This is a genomic window from Serratia sp. root2, assembly GCF_031931805.1.
GTDB classification, from domain to species: Bacteria; Pseudomonadota; Gammaproteobacteria; order Enterobacterales; family Enterobacteriaceae; genus Serratia; species Serratia inhibens.
In genome coordinates this window covers 65,366-86,074 of the sequence record NZ_JAUJXB010000007.1, presented here as the reverse complement: position 1 = coordinate 86,074, position 20,709 = coordinate 65,366, and the positions used below count along the sequence as shown (strand labels likewise).

The window sequence follows — 20,709 nt, the reverse complement described above, 5'->3', positions numbered from 1 at the left end:
CGATTTAATGTGCGCTTAGGCCCGCAGGGTACAGTGATAGAGCAATTTGTGCTTTGGAACCCCACGCCGGCTGATGTTACTTTTGTGCATCCATTGACTGCCCGAGAACCTCATGTCCATTAAACGTTACCCGCAACTCGCACACTGGGGGGCGTATACCGCCGTGGTCGAAGACGGCAGGCTTATCCGCTGTGAGCCGTTCGCTGACGATCCGGATCCTTCCCCGCTGCTCGATTCCATTGCGCCCATGGCCTATTCCGACAAGCGTATCCGCAAGCCGGCAGTACGCCGTTCATGGCTGCAGAAACGTGAGGGCAGCGACCGCACGCTGCGTGGCCGGGAAGATTTTGTTGAAGTGGACTGGGATCTCGCGCTCGATCTGGTGGCGGAAGAAAACCGCCGCGTGCGCGATCGCTACGGCCCTTCCGGCCTGTTTACCGGTTCCTATGGCTGGTCATCCGCCGGGCGTCTGCATCACGCGCGCTCGCTGGTGCGGCGTTTTTATTTCAGCGGCGGCGGTGGCGTTGATCAACTGGGCAATTACAGTTGGGGGGCGGCGCAGTTTTTCTTGCCGTACGTTATCGGCACCTTTAGCCCGTTGACCGGGCGCGTGACCAGTTGGCCGAGCGTGGTCGAACACTGCGAGCTGTTTGTCGCCTTCGGTGGGCTGGCGTTGAAAAATGCTCAGGTATCCTCCGGCGGCGCAGCAGAGCATACGCTCAAACCCTGGCTGCAGAAGCTGGCGCAGAAAGGTACCCCGGTGATCAATATCAGCCCGATGCGCGATGACTGCCCGGCCTTTGTGAATGCCGAATGGATCCCGATCCGCCCGAACACCGACGCGGCGCTGATGTTGGCGCTGGCGTATGAAATTCAGCGCCTTGGCGCGCAGGATGAGGCTTTCCTCTATAGCCATTGCGTGGGCTACGACCAACTGGCGGATTATCTGCGCGGTACGGGCGACGGCGTGGCGAAAACGCCGGAATGGGCCAGTGCCATCACCGGTATTCCGGCGGCGCGCATCAGCCTGCTGGCGCAGCAATTGATCGGCGTACGCAGCTTTATTACCTGTTCCTATTCGGTTCAGCGCGCCCATCGCGGCGAACAGCCGTACTGGATGATGATCGCCCTGTCGGCGATGCTCGGCCAGGTCGGCCTGCCGGGCGGCGGATTCTCGTTTGGGCACGGCTCAATGAACGGCGTCGGCAACCCGCGGGTGGATACGCCGGGGCCGATGATGCCGGTGGGCAACAATCCTTGCGGGTTGGCGATCCCGGTGGCGCGCATCTGCGACATGTTGCTGCAACCCGGCGAACCTTACTCGTTCCGTGGGGAAACGCTGCACTATCCGGATATTCATCTGGTTCACTGGGCTGGCGGCAATCCCTTCCATCACCATCAACAACTGAACCGGCTGGTGGAAGGGTGGCAAAAACCGGATACGGTGATTGTGCAGGATATCTGGTGGACGCCGGCGGCGAAGATGGCGGACATCGTGTTACCGGTCACCACCTCTCTGGAGCGCAATGATATCGGTGGCTCATCGCGCGACCGCTATGTGCTGGCGATGCATCAGGCGATAGCGCCGCAGCATCAGGCGCGCAACGACTTTGATATTTTCGCCGATCTGGCGGAGCGGCTTGGTTACCGTGAACAATTCACCGAAAACCGCAACGAACAGGCCTGGATCGAATCTATCTACCAGCAGTGCGGGCAGGCGCAGGCGGGTACCGGCGTCGAATGGCCGGAGTTCGCGGATTTCTGGCGTAAAGGCTACGTGGAACTGCCGGCACCGGCGAAGGAATTTGTGTTCTTCGATGACTTCCGTGCCGATCCGCAGGCCAATCCGTTGCAAACCCCAAGCGGCAAAATTGAGTTGTTCAGCGAGAAAATCGCCGGTTACGGCTATGCAGATTTTGCACCGCATCCGCAGTGGCAGCCGCCGGTCGAGTGGCTGGGCGCGCCGCAGGCCAAGGAGTGGCCGCTGCACCTGATATCCATCCAGCCGGGCGATCGCCTGCACAGCCAGATGGATCCGGCGCCACTGGCGCAAGGCAATAAAACGGCGGGCCGGGAGACGCTGTATATGCACCCGGAGGATGCGGCAGCGCGCGGTATTGCCGAAGGGGCCGAGGTACAGGTCAGCAATGCGCGCGGCCGTTGTCTGGCGGGCGTTGCCATTACCGACGGCGTCACTCGCGGTGTGGTATTGATGGCCACAGGAGCCTGGTTCGATCCGGGTTTTGGCGCGCAGCGCCTGGCGGTGGAGCAGTCCGGCAACCCGAACGTTTTGACGCTGGATATCGGTACCTCGCCGTTGACGCAGGGGCCGAATGCCATGAGCTGCCTGGTTGAGGTAAGCACACGATAAACATTTATAACCTATGAGTTCCGAGCCGCTGCCAGGCGGCCGGTTTGTTCACCTCCTGCTATGGCAGGGGCGCTGCATTAATCAGGCCACGTAACTTTGCTCCCTATCGCAACAACGTGCACCTAACAATGCTGTAGCTTGAAAGGCGATGGGTTTACACCGCTGGTTACACTTTGCGCCTTAATGTTGCGATTGGTCGCTGGCTGGTTTTCTGCGTGGCGGGGTAAATTGTACGTCCCAGAGGTATTGATTGGTGAGTCTCAACAACTCGTGTGTTGAACCCATATTAATTTGCACCAACCTACGCAGATGCGTAGGTTTTTTTTTGCCTTATGTCTTCCCACCCCGCCTGCACAAGATCCTATTTTGTATCTACCTCCCCCCAGGATTGTTTAAGTTTCATTGAGTTATTACCGTAAACTGCGGGAAAGTTACAGCTGGTTGCATTTAGAGCAGAACTCTTGCGATTCGTCGGTAGTTTCTTGCGCACCATCTCTCTAGAGTAGGTGATCCCAGAGGTATTGATTGGTGAGAAATCAGCATACTCTGTATGTTGAAGCCATTTTCAATTGCACCAACCTACGCGGATGCGTAGGTTTTTTTTTGCCTGCCGTATAGTATTCTTTTCCCTACAACTGTTTACGCTCATCTTGGCTAAAGGGAGAAGGCATGATCCTTTCCGTGCTGCGCACGCTGTTCCGCCTGCTGTATCGAATTCGCGTTGAGGGTGATGCCCGGCACTTCGAACAGCCTAAGCTATTGATTACGCCTAATCATATCTCTTTCATCGACGGCATTTTGCTGGCGCTGTTTTTACCGATCAAACCGGTGTTTGCAGTCTACGCCAGCATCGGCGATCGCTGGTTTATGCGCTGGCTGAAACCCTATATCGATCTGGTCTATCTCGACCCGACCAAACCGATGGCCATTAAGCAACTGGTGCGTATGGTGGAGCAGGGCAGGCCGATAGTGGTGTTTCCCGAAGGGCGAATCACCGTTACCGGCTCGCTGATGAAGGTTTATGACGGCGCCGCGTTTATCGCCGCCAAATCGGGTGCGACTGTGGTACCGGTACGGCTGGACGGCGCCGAGTTCAGCCCCTTTGGCCGTATGGCCGGCGTGTTCAAGATCCGCTGGTTTCCGCAGATCAACATCCGTATTTTACCGCCGACTTCGCTGCCGATGCCGGAAGCGCCGCGTGCCCGCGATCGCCGAGCGCTGGCCGGTGACCGGCTGATGCAAATTATGATGAAGGCGCGAATGGATACTCGCGAGCCGCAAACGCTGTTTCGCGCCTTGCTGGCGGCTCAGCACCGCTATGGCCGCAACAAGCCGTGCATTGAAGACATCGCCTTCAAGGAGGACAGTTACCAGCAGCTGATCAAAAAATCGCTGGGCGTCAGTCGAATCCTGCAGCGCTTTACTGCCGAAGGTGAACATGTCGGCATGTTGTTGCCTAACGCCACCATCACCGCCGCGGCGATTTTCGGCGCCTCGCTGCGCAACCGTATCCCGGCAATGCTTAACTACACTGCCGGTTCCAACGGTTTGAAAAGCGCGATGACTGCGGCGACCATCAAAACCATTGTCACCTCGCGCCAGTTCCTGGAAAAGGGCAAGCTGACTCACCTGCCGGAACAGGTGCCGGAAGCCAACTGGGTGTACCTGGAGGACCTTAAAGATACGCTGACCCTGGCGGATAAACTGTGGATCCTGCGCCACCTGTTCCAGCCGGCGCATGCCATGCTGCCGCAACAGCCTGACGATGCCGCCTTGATCCTGTTCACCTCGGGGTCGGAAGGTAACCCAAAAGGCGTGGTGCACTCCCACGCCAGCCTGTTGGCTAACGTTGAACAGATCCGTACCATTGCCGATTTCACCCCGCGTGACCGTTTTATGTCATCGCTGCCGCTGTTCCATTCGTTCGGCCTGACGGTTGGGCTGCTGACCCCGCTGATGACCGGCAGCCGCATTTTCCTTTATCCCAGCCCGTTGCATTACCGCGTGGTGCCCGAACTGGTATATGACCGCAATTGCACCGTGCTGTTTGGCACCGCCACCTTCCTCAATAACTACGCGCGCTTCGCCCATCCGTATGATTTTGCCCGTTTGCGTTACGTGGTAGCCGGCGCGGAAAAGCTGGCGGACAGCACCAAACAGATTTATCAGGACAAATACGGCATCCGTATCCTGGAAGGCTATGGCGTAACCGAATGTGCGCCGGTGGTGTCGATCAACGTTCCGCTGGCGGCGAAGGTGGGCACCGTGGGCCGCATTATGCCGAAGATGGAGGCGCGTTTGATGAAGGTGCCGGGCATTGATAACGGCGGCCGCCTGCAGTTGAAAGGTCCGAATATCATGAAAGGCTATCTGCGCGTGGAGCGCCCGGGTGAACTGGAACCGCCGGCGGCGGAAGATGAAAACGGCAATCTGCAACCGGGTTGGTACGATACCGGCGATATCGTCACGTTGGACGAGCAGGGTTACTGCGTAATTCGTGGCCGGGTAAAGCGCTTTGCCAAACTGGCTGGCGAAATGGTTTCGCTGGAGAGCGTGGAGCTGCTGGCACAGCGCGTGGCACCGGAAGGGCAGCATGCCGCCACGGTGAAAAGCGACAGCAGCAAGGGGGAGGCGCTGGTGCTGTTTACCACCGACGCAAGCATCACCCGCGAAGCCTTGCTGCGTGCGGCGCGTGAGTTGGGTAGCCCCGAACTGGCGGTGCCGCGTGATATTCGTCTGCTTAAAACCTTGCCGGTGCTCGGCAGTGGTAAACCGGATTTTGTAACCCTGCGTAAAATGGCCGAACAGCCGGAGAGTGCCCGATGAACCCGTCGTTGAATACCGACTCACCTTTGCTTTCGCGCAGCATGATTGCCGTGATTTGCGCGCAGTTTCTGTCCGCTTTCGGCGACAATGCTTTGCTGTTTGCCACGCTGGCTCTGATCAAGCAGCAGTTGTACCCCGATTGGAGCCAACCGATTTTGCAGATGGCGTTTGTCGCCACCTATATCATTCTGGCGCCTTTTGTCGGCCAGATCGCCGACAGCTTCGCCAAGGGACGGGTGATGATGGTGGCGAATGGTCTGAAGCTGGCCGGCGCGCTGGTCATCTGTTTCGGGCTTAATCCGTTCCTCGGTTATAGCCTGGTGGGCGTGGGTGCTGCGGCCTATTCCCCGGCCAAGTACGGTATTTTGGGTGAAATCACCCGCGGCGAAAAGCTGGTCAAGGCCAACGGCCTGATGGAAGCCTCCACCATTGCCGCGATCCTGATTGGCTCGGTTGCCGGTGGCGTGCTGGCCGACTGGCATATTGTGGCGGCGTTGGCGGTCTGCGCGCTGGTGTATGCGGCGGCGGTGATTGCCAACCTGTACATTCCACGCCTGCCGGCGGCGCATCCGGCTGCCTCCTGGACGCCGCGCGCGATGACCCGCGCCTTCTTCAACGCTTGTGTTGTACTGTGGCGCGACGGCCAGACACGTTTCTCGTTGATTGGCACCAGCCTGTTCTGGGGGGCTGGAGTGACGCTGCGCTTTCTGTTGGTGCTGTGGGTGCCGGTGGCGCTTGGCATTGCCGATAACGCTACACCGACGCTGCTGAACGCCATGGTGGCGGTAGGGATTGTGATTGGCGCAGGGGCGGCCGCGCGCTTCGTCACGCTGGAAACGGTGAAACGTTGTATGCCGGCCGGGATCCTGATTGGTGTGGCGGTGGCAATCTTTGCGCTGCAAACCACCTTGTTTAATGCCTATGCGTTGCTGCTGACGATCGGCGTGCTGGGGGGCTTCTTTGTGGTGCCGTTGAACGCGCTGTTGCAGGAGCGTGGAAAGCGTTCGGTGGGCGCCGGCAATGCGATTGCCGTACAAAATCTGGGGGAGAATACCGCCATGTTGCTCATGCTGGGTCTGTACTCTCTGGCGGTGAAAGTGAGCGTGCCGGTGATCGGCGTGGGGATTGGTTTTGGCGTGGTGTTTGCGCTGGCGATTACCGCGCTGTGGTTTTCACAGCGTGGCGCGAAATAACCGCAGTGAAAGCTGTCGGGGCACAGCTTGCTGCGCCCCGACGTATTCACGGCGCGGGAATGGTAAAGCGAGTGTGGATCTCTTCCAACCCCTGCAACACGTCTGCATCCAACACCACGTCAAAACTGTCGATGTTGGTTTTCAACTGTTCCAACGTGGTGGCACCCAGAAGGGTGCTGGCCACGAACGGCTGTTGCCGCACGAACGCCAGCGCCATCTGCGACGGATCCAGCCCGTGCTTTTTGGCCAACGCGACATATTCGGCAATCGCCCGTTGCGTTTGCGGCGCAGAATAGCGGTTAAAGCGGGTGAATAGCGTATTGCGCGCTCCGGCCGGCTTGGCGCCGTTAAGATACTTGCCGCTCAGGGTACCGAATGCCAGGCTGGAATAGGCCAGCAGTTCAACGCCCTCGTGTTGGCTGATCTCCGCCAGAGCGATCTCAAAGCTGCGGTTCAGCAGGCTGTAGGGGTTTTGAATCGAGACAATGCGCGGCAGTTCGTGTTTTTCAGCCAATTGCAGATAGCGCATTACGCCCCAAGGCGTTTCATTGGATACCCCGATATAACGGATTTTACCGGCGCGAACCTGTTCGGTCAGCGCTTCCAGCGTTTCCAACAGGGTAACGGTGGCTTTATCGTCGGTGTATTGATAATTGAGTTTGCCGAAGTAGTTGGTTTGGCGCTGCGGCCAGTGCAGCTGATAAAGATCGAGATAATCGGTGTTCAGCCGTTTCAGGCTTGCGTCCAGCGCGGCGCGGATATTTTTGCGGTCCAGCGCCTGTTGCGGACGGATACTGCTGTCGGTGCCGCGTACCGGCCCGGCGATCTTGCTGGCCAGCACTATTTTCTCACGGTTGCCACGCGCCTTGATCCAGCTGCCAATGTACTGTTCGGTCAGCCCCTGGGTTTCAGGGCGGGGCGGTACCGGATACATCTCAGCGGTATCGATCAGATTGACGCCAGCGGCTAATGCATAGTCGAGTTGCGCATGGGCATCGGCTTCACTGTTCTGTTCGCCAAAGGTCATGGTGCCCAGTCCCAGCACGCTCACTTCTAAAGAACTGTGGGGAATACGGTGGTATTGCATTAACGGCCTTCCTTTCAAGTTAGCGCTTACGGGCCTTTACGCCCGATGAAACAGGAGTCTCATCACCTGCGAGACGGTGATATCGCCTTTCTCGACTATAACCAAGCCGTGAAGATGGGGGAAGTGGATTCAGTGCAGGGAAGGCTATCGCGCTGGAGAGGAGGCGATAGCCGGCAGAAAATTAACGCTCGATGACCTGTGAAACCTGATCGCCGTTGATTTGGCGGTTATTGCCTTTTTCATCTTTATAACTGATCAGGCCGGTATCCTGGTCGATCTCGGGTTTGCCCTGAGTCAGGATCATATTGCCGTCCTTGGTCGCCATCACGTAATCACTGGAGCAGCCCGTCAGCCCGGCGGCGATTACCAACGCAGAAACTGCCATTACCCACTTTTTCATCCTGCCGATCCTCAATTATGTATGCAGAAAAAGAGCCTTCTCCCAAGATTAGCAAACTCTGGATACCTCGTGTTTCGGATAAGTCCTTATCTTGGTAAGAGAAAGTGTGCGGAAGATGTGAAAGAAGGATAAAAATGCGAACGGGAGCGGCTTTCGCTCGCTCCCGCGAGAATTACTCTACTGCCTGGCTTTTCTTGCCGCGCATCAGGTTGAGCGCTTCGACGGACATCGAGAAGAACATCGCAAAATAGATGTAACCTTTCGGGATATGCACCTGGAAGCTTTCCAGCATCAGGGTGAAGCCGACCAGAATCAGGAACGCCAGCGCCAGCATTTTCACTGAAGGATGGCGGTTAACGAACTCGCCGATCGGCCGGGCGGCAAACATCATTACCCCCACCGCAATCACCACCGCTGCCATCATAATAAACAGATGATCGGACAGGCCTACCGCCGTAATCACCGAGTCCAGACTGAAGATGATATCCAGTAACATAATCTGCACGATGGCGCCGAAGAAGCCGTTCACTTTAGTGTGGTGCTCTTCATCGGACCCTTCGATGGTTTCGTGGATCTCTTTACTGGCTTTCCAGATCAGGAACAGCCCACCGAGCAGCAAGATCAGATCGCGTGCCGAGATGCTGTGGTCCATCACGGTAAACAGCGGGTGGGTAAGACGGATCACCCAGGCGATAGACGCCAGCAGACCCAGACGCATCAGCATTGCGCCGGCCAGACCGATGCGGCGTGCCTTGTTCTGCTGCGCCTTCGGCAGTTTGGCCACCACCAGAGACAGGAAAATAATATTATCAATACCCAAAATGATCTCAAGAATGGTCAGCGTACCTAACGCTAACCAGGCATTGGGATCCATAATCCAATCGAACATTGCCCAGCACACCTTAATAAAATGCAAAGGCTGAATTATACGCGTTTATTGATACGGCGACACTGTTAGCTAAACATGGCTTAAACAAAGAGGATCATATTAAGAAATGTCTTGCCAATAGCGCGGCGGTGAAGCTCTTTTTCAGATAAAAACCGCGCGGCAACGTGAGGATTGGCTGGCCCTGTTCGCCGATGGCTTCGGTCAGCGCCTTGCTGTTGGCCGCCTTGGGCCGCAATTGCAGTACCTCACCGTGGCGTGCGGTGATCCGCTCCACGTGGCCGAGCACGATGAGGTCCATCAGTTCCTCCCAGTCACGGCGCAGCATCTCTTCTTCAGCGGCATTCGGGCTCCACAGCAGCGGTGATCCTATGCGCCGCTGCGCCAGCGGGATTTGTCGTTCGCCTTCTACCGGGATCCACAGGACTCGCGCCAACTTATGGCGCACATGGCTGCTGGCCCAGGTAACGCCGCTGTTGCCGGTAAGCGGTGCTACGCAGACGAAGGTGGTCTCCAGCGGTTTGCCGGCGGCGTCAATCGGGATGGTTTTCAACTCAATGCCCAGTTCGGGGAAATCCTGCTCCGGCTTGCTGCCCGCCATGGCGCCAAGGTACAGCTCCAGCAGCATGCCCACCCAACCTTTATCGCGTTTCAGATCCTTGGGGATCGGCAACTGGGCACGTGCAGCCAGTTCACCCAGGCTAAAACCGGCCAGCTGCTGCGCTCGCTCAAACAGCCGCTGTTCGTTTTCCGGCGGAGCGGGAAGAGGGGATAAAAACGCCATAATACAAGCCCGTCAGGTTTGGTTGAAAAATGTACTGCATTTGTGCACAGCGAACATCGGCAGGAAAAGACGCGGGAATAAACAAATAGCAGCATGATTTTGCATGACTTTTTTTCTTCCGTCGCGCAGTAAACAAATTTCGTCAGGTGCTTGTGCACCTGAAGCCACCGACAATAAACAGGATCTTACACCTATTTATCCACAGATTTGTGGGATAACCCAAATTTTTCCCGATCACTGGTTCGATTTACAGCCTTGACGCGGGCCATTTTTTGCGAAATTGTCCGTTTTGTGCGTAACTCATACGGATAATCTGTGGATAAAAACGACGTTGGTGGATCTTTCGCCAGGGTAAGATCCTTTACGTGCATAGATCACATTTTTACCTTGTCCATGCCTGTTGATAATAATATATGTCATTGTTTTTATTTAATTAATATAAAATCACTTTTAGTGTCATTTTTGGGTTCACCAGAGTTTTACCGGCTTATCCCTTGAGTTCTTCACACACCTATCCACAGAAAAAGTGAATAAAACCGCCGTGAAATCGCCTCGCTTGTTTATAACTTTGCCATTATCTGTGAGTTATCCCAATGTTATCCGGTTTAGAGTGCTGCAAAGCAGTGGTTTACCGCCTGTAGCTTGTGTGAAACAATCAGGACATCTATGCGAATTTAAGCTTATCGAGGTAGTCCGGTGATCGATGATGATGGCTACCGCCCGAATGTTGGTATCGTAATCTGTAATCGTCAGGGGCAGGTCCTTTGGGCTCGCCGTTACGGTCAACACTCCTGGCAGTTTCCCCAAGGTGGGATTAACCCTGGTGAAACCGCAGAACAGGCAATGTACCGTGAGCTGTTCGAAGAAGTGGGGCTGAGCAAAAAGGATGTGCGCATCCTGGCCTCTACCCGCAACTGGTTGCGCTATAAATTGCCAAAACGTTTGGTGCGTTGGGACACAAAGCCGGTTTGTATCGGCCAAAAGCAGAAATGGTTTCTGTTGCAGTTAATGTGCAATGACGCGGATATCAATATGCAACGCAGCAGCACGCCGGAGTTCGACGGCTGGCGCTGGGTGAGTTTTTGGTATCCGGTGCGCCAGGTGGTGTCGTTCAAACGCGACGTTTACCGCCGGGTGATGAAAGAATTCGCCGTCACCGTGATGCCGATGCAGGAGCAGGCAACACAGCGGCAGCAGCCCCCCGCTTATCGCCGGAAGAGAGGTTAAGTTAAGCCGACTATGCTCACGCGCTTGCGAGAAATTGTTGAGAAGGTGGCCGCAGCGGCCAGTCTGACAGATGCGCTGGATCTTTTGGTCAATGAAACCTGTCTGGCGATGGATACGGAAGTCTGTTCCATTTATCTGGCGGACAACGATCGCCGTTGCTATTACCTGATGGCGACGCGCGGGTTGAAAAAACCGCGTGGGCGCGCTATCGCGTTGGCATTTGATGAAGGTATCGTCGGGTTGGTCGGGCGCCGTGCGGAGCCGATAAACCTGGCGGACGCGCAGAGTCATCCCAGCTTCAAATACATACCCCAGGTGAAGGAGGATCGTTTCCGATCCTTCCTCGGCGTGCCGATTATCCATCGCCGTCAACTGCTGGGGGTGTTGGTCGTGCAGCAGCGCGAACTGCGCCAGTTCGACGAAGGCGAAGAGTCTTTCATGGTGACCCTGGCCACACAAATGGCAGGGATCCTCTCGCAGTCGCAGCTTAACGCCATTTTTGGCCAATATCGCCAGACGCGTATCCGAGCGCTGGCGGCATCACCCGGCGTAGCGGTGGCTGAAGGTTGGCAAGACAGCAGCCAACCGTCGCTCGATCAGGTTTACAAGGCCTCGACGCTCGATACCGTGAGCGAGCGGGAACGCCTGACGCAGGCGCTGGAAGAAGCCGGCGCGGAATTCCGCCGTTTCAGCAAGCGCTTTGCCGCCAGTTCGCAAAAAGAAAGCGCGGCGATTTTCGATCTGTACTCCCATCTGTTGAACGATGCTCGCCTCAAGCGCGAACTGTTCGCCGAAATTGACGCCGGCTCGGTGGCGGAATGGGCGGTTAAACAGGTCATAGAGGTATTTGCCGCCCAGTTTGCCAGCCTGCAAGACACTTACATGCGCGAGCGCGCCAGCGATCTGCGTGCGCTTGGCCAGCGTCTGCTATTCCACCTCGACGACACCACCCAGGGCGCTACTCAGTGGCCGGCGCGTTTTGTGCTGGTGGCAGACGAATTGACCGCTACCCTGCTGGCTGAAATGCCGCAGGACAGGCTGGTCGGCGTGGTGGTGCGCGACGGCGCCGCCAACTCCCATGCGGCGATTTTAGTGCGGGCGATGGGCGTGCCGACGGTGATGGGCGCGGATATCCAGCCTGCGCTGCTCAGCCAGCGGCTGCTGATTGTCGACGGCTATCGCGGCGAACTGTTGGTGGACCCTGAACCTGTGCTGGTTCAGGAATACCAGCGGCTGATCAGCGAAGAGCTTGAATTAAGCAAGCTGGCGGAGGACGACGTCGAGCAGCCGGCCCAGCTCAAAAGTGGCGAGCGTGTTCAGGTGATGCTTAACGCTGGCCTCAGTCCGGAACACGAACAGCTGTTGGGCGGGCGAGTCGATGGCGTCGGCCTGTACCGAACCGAAATTCCTTTTATGTTGCAGAGCGGCTTCCCATCGGAAGAAGAGCAAGTTGCGCAGTATCAGGGCATGTTGCAGCTCTACCCGAACAAGCCTGTCACGCTGCGGACGCTGGATATTGGTGCCGATAAACAGCTGCCTTATATGCCGATCAGCGAAGAAAACCCCTGCCTGGGCTGGCGCGGTATCCGCATCACCCTTGATCAACCGGAAATCTTCCTGATTCAGGTGCGCGCGATGCTGCGCGCCAATGCCGGGACCGGTAACCTGGGTATCCTGCTGCCGATGATCACCAGCCTGGAAGAGATCGACGAGGCTCGGCGTCTGATCGATCGTGCAGGGCGCGAAGTGGAAGAGGTGCTGGGTTATGAAATTCCGAAGCCCAAGCTTGGCGTAATGCTGGAAGTGCCGTCGATGATTTTCCTGATCCCCCATCTGGCCGGGCGGGTTGAGTTTATTTCGGTCGGTACCAATGACCTGACCCAATATTTGCTGGCGGTAGACCGCAACAATACCCGCGTGGCAGCGCTGTACGACAGCCTGCATCCTTCGATGCTGCAAGTGCTCAAGCTGATCGTGGTTCAGTCCAACGCGGTCGGGCTGCAGGTGAGCCTGTGCGGTGAGCTGGCCGGGGATCCGATGGGCGCGTTGCTGCTGGTGGGTATGGGCTATCGTAACCTGAGCATGAACGGACGCAGCGTGGCGCGTATCAAATATTTGCTGCGGCATATTGAGCTGTCCGACGCCGAAGTGCTGGCGCAGCGGGTGCTGGGCGCCCAGATGACCACCGAAGTGCGCCACCAGGTCGCGGCGTTTATGGAACGGCGCGGCATGGGCGGCTTGATCCGCGGCGGCAAGTAACGGCTGCTGCTGACTGATTTTTTTACAGAACTTTTCCCTGTCGGCCAGTCCGGAGGCGGTTAAGCTTATGCTATTATCCGCCTCCTCGACTGCGTTGAAAGCAACGAAAAAGAGTGTTTTAGCGCGTTTGGCACCTGCCGCCCCCGGTTGGGGAAGAATAATAGACATGTTGTGGTGATAGATGACCAATAGCTATCTGGCGTTTCCTAAATTCGATCCGGTGATTTTCTCTATCGGCCCGGTTTCTCTGCACTGGTATGGCCTGATGTACCTGGTTGGCTTTGTTTTTGCCATGTGGCTGGCGGTGCGCCGTGCCAACAAACCGGGCAGCGGCTGGACCAAGGATGAAGTGGAGAACCTGCTGTATGCCGGTTTCCTCGGTGTGTTCGTCGGTGGCCGCGTTGGCTATGTGCTGTTCTACAACCTGCCGCTGTTCCTGGATAACCCGCTCTACCTGTTTAAAGTCTGGGATGGCGGCATGTCGTTCCACGGCGGTCTGTTGGGGGTGATCCTGGTGATGTTCTGGTTCGCCCGCCGCACCAAACGCACCTTCTTCCAGGTTTCCGATTTTATTGCTCCGCTGATCCCGTTTGGCCTGGGGGCCGGCCGCTTGGGCAACTTTATTAATGGCGAGCTGTGGGGCCGCGTGACCACCGATACGCCTTGGGCGATGTTGTTCCCCGGCTCGCGCGGTGAAGACGTCGCCATTGCCGCCGCCGATCCGCAGCTATTGCCGCTGCTTAATCAGTATGGCGTGCTGCCGCGTCACCCGTCCCAGCTGTATGAGCTGCTGCTGGAAGGCGTGGTGCTGTTTATCATTCTGAACCTGTTTATCCGCAAACCGCGGCCGATGGGGGCAGTATCCGGTCTGTTCCTGATTGGCTACGGCGCATTCCGCATTATCGTCGAAGCCTTCCGCCAGCCGGATGCTCAGCTCGGCCTGTTCGACGGCGTTGTCAGCATGGGGCAGATTCTGTCCGTCCCGATGGTGGTGGCCGGTATTATTATGATGATTTGGGCGTATCGTCGTCGCCCGCAGCAGCAACTATCGTGAGGAACAAATGAAACAGTATCTGGATTTGATGAACAAAGTGCTCGCCGAGGGCACCCCTAAAGCCGACCGTACCGGCACTGGCACGCTGTCGATTTTCGGCCACCAGATGCGTTTCAATTTGCAGGAAGGTTTCCCGTTGGTGACCACCAAGAAGTGCCACCTGCGTTCCATTATCCATGAGCTGTTGTGGTTCCTGAACGGCGACACCAACGTGGCTTATCTGCGTGAAAACAACGTCAGCATTTGGGACGAATGGGCAGATGAGCATGGCGATCTTGGCCCGGTATACGGTAAGCAGTGGCGCGCATGGGGTGCTGCGGACGGCCGCCAGATAGACCAGTTGAGCAACGTACTGAAACAACTGAAACAGGATCCGGATTCACGCCGCATCATAGTTTCAGCCTGGAACGTAGGCGAGCTGGATCAAATGGCGCTGGCACCGTGCCATGCGTTCTTCCAGTTCTACGTGGCGGACGGCAAGCTCTCTTGCCAGCTGTATCAGCGCTCCTGCGACGTGTTCCTCGGCCTGCCGTTCAACATTGCCAGCTATGCGCTGCTGGTGCATATGATGGCGCAGCAATGCGATCTCGAGGTCGGTGATTTTGTCTGGACCGGTGGCGATACCCATTTGTACAGCAATCATATGGAGCAGACCCGGTTGCAGTTAACCCGCGAACCGCGTGCGTTGCCGAAGCTGGTGATCAAGCGCAAACCGGCTTCGCTGTTCGATTATCGCTTTGAAGACTTTGAAATCGAAGGTTACGATCCGCATCCAGCCATCAAGGCACCGGTTGCCATCTGACATCGGCCGCATGATTTATCCCCAAGGGCGCACTGGTTGCGCCCTTACTTTTTCTCCCTCCGTCTTGGCCCTGTTTGCGCTCTGCTTCGCATTTTATTTTGGTTTGCTGCCCGTTGCAGCGAAAGGTTGCGCAGAGCGCTTCAGCCTGAATAAGCCTCGCTTCCCCGTTTTGCTGCCTTGATTACACTGACGGCCATGAACGACAACCTGATTTTCAATACCGAAGACCAGCGCGGCATGACGCTGATTGAACTGCTGGTGGTGATCACCCTGGCAGGCTTGCTCACCGGTTGGGGCGTCAGCCATTGGCGCTACTATCAGCAGAGTTTGCGGCTGGAACATACCGCTCAGCAGTTGCTGGCGTTTCTCACCCGGATGCAGGCGGACGCCAACTGGCGTAACAGTACGGCGCTGCTGTGGTTTAAAACCGGCGATCCCTGGTGTATCGGCAGCAATCAGCCACTTTCGGGGTGTGAGAGGCATAGCGGTGACCTGTTCAGACCGCATTACCGGGATGTAAGGCTGGCAGAGCACACCCAAAAGGAGATGGGATTTTATGGATTACGCAATAACGCCCAGGCTGGGCATATCGTGCTCAACAACGGTGCCGGCAGCCTTCGATTGGTGCTGTCCGCCAGAGGCCGGCTGCGCCTGTGCAGTGAGGATGTAAGCATACGGGGCATTACGGCATGTCAGCCCTAGAGCGCGGTTTCACGCTGCCGGAGGTGATGCTGGCGCTGACGTTCGGCAGCTTGATTATGCTGGCGGCAGCTAAAACCTACCCGGTGTTGCGGCAGCACAGTGTCGATGTCGGCCGGCACTATCGGCTGGAATCGGTACTTCGGCAGTTGGCGTTCGGCATTGAGAAAGATCTGCGCCGGGCCGGTTTCTGCGCTGGCATGTGCCGGGGGCGGGCATTGCTGATTGGCCATGCGCCTGGGGAGGCGGCGGGCAGTTGTGTGATCGTTGCTTACGACATCACCCGTAATGCCCGTTGGGAGATGCTAGGTGCAGATGCCGGATATTTTGGTTACCGGCTGCGGCAGGGGGCGCTGGAAGGGCAACGTGGCGTAACCCACTGTCACGGCACGGGGTGGGAGCGGTTACTTGATAATGACGAAGTACGCATTGAAACTTTCAGCGTCAAATCGATCGCGGGCAGCAGTGGCAAGACATGGGTCATGCTGTCGCTGGCCGGGCGTTCGAAAGCGGATGACGCTATACGCCGCAACTTGCACTGGGCGATTAACATGGCCTCGCTACCATGAGTGCGGTGGGGCAGCGTGGCGGCAGCACGTTGGCGGCAGTGATGCTGCTGTTGGTTATGGGGCTGATGTTGTTGAATGCTCAGCACCGCCAACTGGATAGCGCTCTGTTGCTGGCCGCCGATCAACAGCGCTATCTGAAGGCATACAACCAGGCTGCTTCGGCGCTCAGCTGGGGCGTGGCGCAGTCCTGGCCCCGCAATCGGTTAGGTGTTAACGGCTGGTGGTGCCAGCAAACCGAAGAGCTGCGCGCCTGCGCCAAATTGTCCGCCCGGGCGGGGATTGTGTTGGTGCGGGGGGACGGGGCGATGAGTGAAGGGGAGCCGTTGCGGCTATATCAATTGACCAAACCGGATGGCACGGGCGGTACCTTTGAGCTAAGGGCGGAAGTCGGCGGTTGGCTGGATTTTTGCCCCGAAAAACGGGAAGCGGACTGTGCGGATTAACGTGCGGGTGGCTCCCGCAGTGGGGGCAAGGCGCCAACAGGGGTTCAGCCTGCCGGAAGTGCTGATTGCTGCATTGCTGTTCGCGGTGTCGCTGCTGGGATTGTTACAGTATCATCAGGTGCTGTTGCACTCTTTTCAGCGCCAGTGGCAGTATCGGCAAGCCTGGTCGTTGGCGCACCAACAACTGGAAGTCTTTGCCGCCACCGGTCGCACGGATGCGGAACTACTGCCTTTGTCGCCTGGGTGGCGGCGTGAGATGCGGCTGAGCTCACCGCAAACCCCTTGCCAAAGGCTAACGGTAAGAATACAAACGCCTCAGCGGCAGTGGGCTGAATTGAACCGCTGGTACTGCACCGCCGGTAATCCGGCAGTCATTATGTTTTAAGGGAGCACCCATGTTTAGGGTTTATCATTCCAATCAGTTGGATTTGCTGAAAACGCTGACCAGCACGTTGATAGCCAGAGAGCCATTGGCCGACCCTTTTCAACAGGAAGTGGTGTTGGTGCAAAGCCCCGGCATGGCGCAGTGGTTGCAGATGCAACTCGCGGAACAGTTTGGCATCGCCGCCAATATCGCCTTCCCACTGCCCGCAACCTTCATCTGGGAGATGTTCACCCGGGTTTTGCCAGGGATCCCGAAAGAGAGCGCCTTCAGTAAAGACGCCATGACCTGGAAACTGATGTGGCTGTTGCCGGATCTGCTCACCCGGCCGGACTTTGCCCCGTTGCAACATTACCTCACCGACGACGGCGACAAGCGTAAAATTCATCAGCTTGCCGGCCGGGTGGCGGATCTGTTTGACCAATACCTGGTGTATCGCCCGCAATGGTTGGAAAGCTGGCAAAAGGGCGAAAGCATTGATGGGCTGGCGGAGGCCCAGCAATGGCAGGCACCGCTGTGGGCGCGATTGGTCGAATATACCCACGAGTTGGGGCAACCGGAATGGCACCGTGCAAACCTGTATCGTCGCTTTATCAGCGCGTTGGAAAAAGCGGATCATTGTCCGGCAGGGTTACCGCCGCGGGTGTTTATCTGCGGTATTTCGGCGCTGCCGCCGGTGTATCTGGAGGCCTTGCAGGCGCTGGGGCGCCATATTGATATTCACCTGATGTTCACCAATCCGTGCCGCTACTATTGGGGGGATATTCAGAGCCAATCATTCCTGGCGAAATTACAAAGCCGCAAGCGGCGCCATTATCAGGATAAAACGGAATATGCGTTATTCAGAGATCCCGATAACGCCGCTGCGCTGTTTAATGCGGAAGGCGAGCAAGACCTGCCCAATCCGCTGCTGGCCTCATGGGGCAAGTTGGGGCGTGACCATCACTTTTTACTTTCGCAGATAGAATCCGCGCAGGAGGTTTTTGCGTTTGTAGATATCCCTGCGGACACCTTATTGCACGCCATTCAGCACGATATGCTGGAGTTGAAAAATAGTGCCGTCATCGGCACCACGCCGGAAACGCTGGAGAGCAGCAAGACCAAGCGCCGGCTTAAGCTTGAAGACCGTTCTATCAGCCTGCACGCGTGCCACAGCCCGCAGCGTGAGGTGGAGGTTTTACACGATCAGTTGTTGACCATGCTGGCGGAAGATCCTGAGCTGACGCCGCGCGATATCATCGTGATGGTGGCAGATATCGACAGCTACACGCCTTATATTCAGGCGGTGTTCGGCAACGCTTCCCCGGAGCGCTATCTGCCGTTTGCTATTTCTGACCGGAAGGCGAGTCAGGCGCACCCGGCGTTGCAGGCGTTTATCTCGCTGCTGGATCTGCCGCAGAGCCGTTTTACTTCGGAGCAGGTGCTGGCGCTGCTGGAAGTGCCGGCGCTGGCGGCGCGTTTCTCGATCCAGGAGGAAGGGCTACGCCTGTTACGTCACTGGGTGGGGGAGTCCGGCGTCCGCTGGGGGCTGGATGACGACAACGTACGCGAACTGGACCTGCCGGCCACCGGCCAGCATACCTGGCAGTTCGGCATTACCCGAATGCTGTTGGGCTACGCCATGGACAGCAATGCCGGGGACTGGCAGGGCGTGCTGCCTTATGATGAATCGAGCGGGCTGGTCGCGGAGTTGGCCGGGCAGTTGGCTGAGCTTTTGGCCTCCCTCAGCCGTTGGCGGCAACGATTGACCGAGGCGCGTTCTTTGCCGGAGTGGCTGCCGCTTTGCCGCCAACTGCTTGATACCTTCTTTGAGCCGGATGGCGAAACCGAGGCGGCACTGGCGCTGATTGAGCAGCAGTGGAACAAAGTGTTCGAATACGGGCTGGCGGCGCGTTACCCCGATGAGGTACCGCTGACCATTCTGCGTGACGAATTGGCTGCGCGCCTCGATCAAGAGCGTATCAGTCAACGCTTCCTCGCCGGGCAAATCAATTTTTGCACGCTGATGCCAATGCGTTCCATTCCGTTCAAAGTGGTTTGTTTGCTGGGCATGAACGACGGGGTTTATCCGCGCACTTTGCCGCCGCTGGGCTTTGATCTGATGGCTCAGCAGGTGAAGCGCGGCGATCGCAGCCGACGTGATGACGATCGCTATCTGTTCCTGGAGGCGATTCTGTCGGCACAGCAGCGGCTGTATATCAGCTTTATTGGTCGTTCCATTCAGGATAACAGCCCGCGTTACCCTTCGGTGCTGGTGACCGAACTGCTGGAGTATCTGGAGCAAAGTTATTGCCTGCCGGGCGATGAGGAGCTGGACGCCGATGCCAGCGCACAGAAGGTCGGTAAACACTTGCTTAACTGGCACGCCCGCATGCCGTTCGCCGCCAAGAATTTTTTACCCGACACGGAAGCGCAAAGCTACGCCGCCGAATGGCTGCCCGCAGCTGTTGGACGCGGCGTGGCGCATCCGCCGTTTAATCAACCGCTATTGCCTGATGAGCAAACCCAGATATCGCTGGATGATTTGCTGCGGTTCTATCGTCACCCAATCCGCGCGTTCTTCCAACTGCGGCTGGGGGTCAGTTTTATCCTCGAAGAGACCGAATTGCCGGACGAAGAGCCCTTCATCCTGGATAATCTCAGTCGCTATCAGTTCAACAGCCAATTGTTGAATACCTTGATCGACGGTGAGGATGCCACCCGTTTGTTCCAGCGGGTGCGTGCCGCCGGTGGTTTGCCTTTTGGCCCTTTCGGCGAGATTTACTGGCAGAAACAGCAAGAGGAGATGAGCGAGCTGGCCGAGCAGGTGCGTGCCGAACGCAGCGAAGGGCACAGTCTGGAGCTGGATATCGACATCGCCGGGGTGCATATCAGCGGTTGGCTGCATCAGGTTCAGGAGGATGGGCTGCTGCGCTGGCGGCCGGCCACCCTGTCGGCGGTTGATGGCATACTGTTGTGGTTGGAACATCTGGCGTACTGCTGCGCCGGTGGCACGGGGGAAAGCCGTATTTATGGCCGCAAAGGCGCCGCGTGGCGTTTTGCCGCGTTAACTGCAGAGGATGCCCGTGAGCAGTTGGCTGAGCTGGTGGCGGGGTATCGGCGTGGTTTATGCCAGCCGCTGCTCTTGCTGAATAAAAGCGGTTGGGCATGGTTGAGCCAGTGTTACCAACCGGAAACCCAGAGCATTGACTGGGATGAAGAGGTGCAAATCAAGGCGCGGGCCAAGTTATTGCAAACCTGGCAGGGCGATCAGCGCATTCCCGGAGAAGGCGAAGACGCTTATGTTCAACGGGTGTTCCGTCAGTTGGACAATGGCTGTTTAGAGCAGATTCTGGCCGAAACAGAACGTTACCTGCTGCCGGTGGCGAAGCATAATTTAGGCTGATCCCTTGGCATTACCCAGAGTTATTTACCCTATGAATTTCGCGTTGGCCGCTCTAACGCATCCATGCGCTCGCGGCATTCGTACATCCCTGTACAGCACAGCCAGGCGCCCAGCTCGTTTATCCCCGGGCGCTTACTCTGGTAAGTCACTGGGGTGACAGATCTGCCCGGAGCAGATTTGAACGCTGCTTGCGGTGGCCCCTAAGAGGCGAGACCCATGAACGGGCTTCGTAAATAAGTGCAGGTAACAACATTGCGACTTGAAAGGCGACGGATAAAATCCCCCGGTGGTACTGATTGCCCTGAGGTGGTAAAAATAAGCAGGATTATATTCAACTATCGG

At 57.2% G+C, this 20,709-nt stretch carries 16 protein-coding genes; 12 read left to right on the top strand and 4 right to left on the bottom strand.

Annotated features, from left to right (window positions below; genetic code table 11):
• The first annotated feature begins 112 nt into the window (after positions 1-112).
• The 3 genes from QZQ97_RS22205 to lplT all read left to right on the top strand — a co-directional run bounded on the left by QZQ97_RS22205 (position 113) and on the right by lplT (position 6,390).
• The gene (locus tag QZQ97_RS22205) at positions 113-2,371 is read left to right on the top strand and encodes a molybdopterin guanine dinucleotide-containing S/N-oxide reductase (RefSeq protein ID WP_311995186.1); all 2,259 of its coding nucleotides are present in this window, start codon (positions 113-115) and stop codon (positions 2,369-2,371) included.
• 669 nt (positions 2,372-3,040) lie between these two features.
• Entirely contained in the window at positions 3,041-5,197 is a 2,157-nt protein-coding gene (gene aas / locus QZQ97_RS22200; protein WP_311995185.1) for a bifunctional acyl-ACP--phospholipid O-acyltransferase/long-chain-fatty-acid--ACP ligase, read from the top strand.
• Positions 5,194-6,390 carry a lysophospholipid transporter LplT gene (gene lplT, locus QZQ97_RS22195; protein WP_311995184.1) on the top strand — a complete coding sequence of 399 codons (1,197 nt, stop codon included), beginning with the start codon at positions 5,194-5,196 and terminating at the stop codon, positions 6,388-6,390. The genes aas and lplT overlap by 4 nt, the downstream gene beginning before the upstream one ends.
• Positions 6,391-6,436: 46 nt before the next feature.
• Here the strand turns inward: lplT and QZQ97_RS22190 are convergent, their stop codons facing one another.
• From QZQ97_RS22190 to mutH, 4 genes are all read right to left on the bottom strand, one after another.
• Positions 6,437-7,477, bottom strand: coding sequence for an NADP(H)-dependent aldo-keto reductase (locus QZQ97_RS22190; protein WP_311995183.1), 1,041 nt, complete (start codon positions 7,475-7,477; stop codon positions 6,437-6,439).
• Positions 7,478-7,658: 181 nt separating this feature from the next.
• Positions 7,659-7,877, bottom strand: coding sequence for a YgdI/YgdR family lipoprotein (locus QZQ97_RS22185; protein WP_004952287.1), 219 nt, complete (start codon positions 7,875-7,877; stop codon positions 7,659-7,661).
• A gap of 172 nt (positions 7,878-8,049) precedes the next feature.
• A complete protein-coding gene (locus QZQ97_RS22180; protein WP_006318947.1) occupies positions 8,050-8,766 on the bottom strand; it encodes a TerC family protein in 717 nt (238 codons plus the stop codon).
• A 94-nt stretch (positions 8,767-8,860) separates the two neighbouring features.
• Positions 8,861-9,547, bottom strand: a complete 687-nt coding sequence (gene mutH, locus QZQ97_RS22175; protein ID WP_311995182.1) for a DNA mismatch repair endonuclease MutH — start codon at positions 9,545-9,547, stop codon at positions 8,861-8,863.
• Between the two features lie 696 nt (positions 9,548-10,243).
• On the opposite strand from mutH, the gene rppH reads away from it, so the two are divergent.
• The 9 genes from rppH to recC all read left to right on the top strand — a co-directional run bounded on the left by rppH (position 10,244) and on the right by recC (position 20,367).
• A complete protein-coding gene (rppH, locus tag QZQ97_RS22170; RefSeq protein ID WP_006318949.1) occupies positions 10,244-10,774 on the top strand; it encodes an RNA pyrophosphohydrolase in 531 nt (176 codons plus the stop codon).
• A gap of 12 nt (positions 10,775-10,786) precedes the next feature.
• Positions 10,787-13,033, top strand: coding sequence for a phosphoenolpyruvate--protein phosphotransferase (ptsP, locus tag QZQ97_RS22165; RefSeq protein WP_311995181.1), 2,247 nt, complete (start codon positions 10,787-10,789; stop codon positions 13,031-13,033).
• A gap of 181 nt (positions 13,034-13,214) precedes the next feature.
• Positions 13,215-14,087: a prolipoprotein diacylglyceryl transferase gene (lgt, locus tag QZQ97_RS22160; protein WP_004952282.1), complete on the top strand. Its 873-nt coding sequence runs from the start codon at positions 13,215-13,217 to the stop codon at positions 14,085-14,087.
• A 7-nt stretch (positions 14,088-14,094) separates the two neighbouring features.
• Positions 14,095-14,889: a thymidylate synthase gene (gene thyA / locus QZQ97_RS22155; protein WP_004952281.1), complete on the top strand. Its 795-nt coding sequence runs from the start codon at positions 14,095-14,097 to the stop codon at positions 14,887-14,889.
• 195 nt (positions 14,890-15,084) lie between these two features.
• Complete coding sequence (locus QZQ97_RS22150; RefSeq protein WP_311995180.1) at positions 15,085-15,591, top strand: prepilin peptidase-dependent protein; 507 nt, start codon at positions 15,085-15,087, stop codon at positions 15,589-15,591.
• Positions 15,579-16,157 carry a prepilin peptidase-dependent protein gene (locus QZQ97_RS22145; RefSeq protein WP_311995179.1) on the top strand — a complete coding sequence of 193 codons (579 nt, stop codon included), beginning with the start codon at positions 15,579-15,581 and terminating at the stop codon, positions 16,155-16,157. Before QZQ97_RS22150 ends, QZQ97_RS22145 begins: the two co-directional genes overlap by 13 nt.
• A complete protein-coding gene (locus QZQ97_RS22140; RefSeq protein ID WP_311995178.1) occupies positions 16,154-16,600 on the top strand; it encodes a YgdB family protein in 447 nt (148 codons plus the stop codon). The genes QZQ97_RS22145 and QZQ97_RS22140 overlap by 4 nt, the downstream gene beginning before the upstream one ends.
• Entirely contained in the window at positions 16,590-16,985 is a 396-nt protein-coding gene (locus tag QZQ97_RS22135) for a prepilin-type N-terminal cleavage/methylation domain-containing protein (protein WP_311995177.1), read from the top strand. The genes QZQ97_RS22140 and QZQ97_RS22135 overlap by 11 nt, the downstream gene beginning before the upstream one ends.
• Before the next feature lie 10 nt (positions 16,986-16,995).
• Positions 16,996-20,367, top strand: coding sequence for an exodeoxyribonuclease V subunit gamma (gene recC / locus QZQ97_RS22130; RefSeq protein ID WP_311995176.1), 3,372 nt, complete (start codon positions 16,996-16,998; stop codon positions 20,365-20,367).
• The last annotated feature ends 342 nt before the right edge of the window (positions 20,368-20,709 follow it).

Coding starts and splice junctions, on each gene's coding strand:
- QZQ97_RS22205 (WP_311995186.1), top strand. CDS start 113: ATGTCCATTAAACGTTACCCGCAACTCGCACACTGGGGGGCGTATACC.
- aas (WP_311995185.1), top strand. CDS start 3,041: ATGATCCTTTCCGTGCTGCGCACGCTGTTCCGCCTGCTGTATCGAATT.
- lplT (WP_311995184.1), top strand. CDS start 5,194: ATGAACCCGTCGTTGAATACCGACTCACCTTTGCTTTCGCGCAGCATG.
- QZQ97_RS22190 (WP_311995183.1), bottom strand. CDS start 7,477: ATGCAATACCACCGTATTCCCCACAGTTCTTTAGAAGTGAGCGTGCTG.
- QZQ97_RS22185 (WP_004952287.1), bottom strand. CDS start 7,877: ATGAAAAAGTGGGTAATGGCAGTTTCTGCGTTGGTAATCGCCGCCGGG.
- QZQ97_RS22180 (WP_006318947.1), bottom strand. CDS start 8,766: ATGTTCGATTGGATTATGGATCCCAATGCCTGGTTAGCGTTAGGTACG.
- mutH (WP_311995182.1), bottom strand. CDS start 9,547: ATGGCGTTTTTATCCCCTCTTCCCGCTCCGCCGGAAAACGAACAGCGG.
- ptsP (WP_311995181.1), top strand. CDS start 10,787: ATGCTCACGCGCTTGCGAGAAATTGTTGAGAAGGTGGCCGCAGCGGCC.
- lgt (WP_004952282.1), top strand. CDS start 13,215: ATGACCAATAGCTATCTGGCGTTTCCTAAATTCGATCCGGTGATTTTC.
- thyA (WP_004952281.1), top strand. CDS start 14,095: ATGAAACAGTATCTGGATTTGATGAACAAAGTGCTCGCCGAGGGCACC.
- QZQ97_RS22150 (WP_311995180.1), top strand. CDS start 15,085: ATGAACGACAACCTGATTTTCAATACCGAAGACCAGCGCGGCATGACG.
- QZQ97_RS22145 (WP_311995179.1), top strand. CDS start 15,579: ATGTCAGCCCTAGAGCGCGGTTTCACGCTGCCGGAGGTGATGCTGGCG.
- QZQ97_RS22140 (WP_311995178.1), top strand. CDS start 16,154: ATGAGTGCGGTGGGGCAGCGTGGCGGCAGCACGTTGGCGGCAGTGATG.
- recC (WP_311995176.1), top strand. CDS start 16,996: ATGTTTAGGGTTTATCATTCCAATCAGTTGGATTTGCTGAAAACGCTG.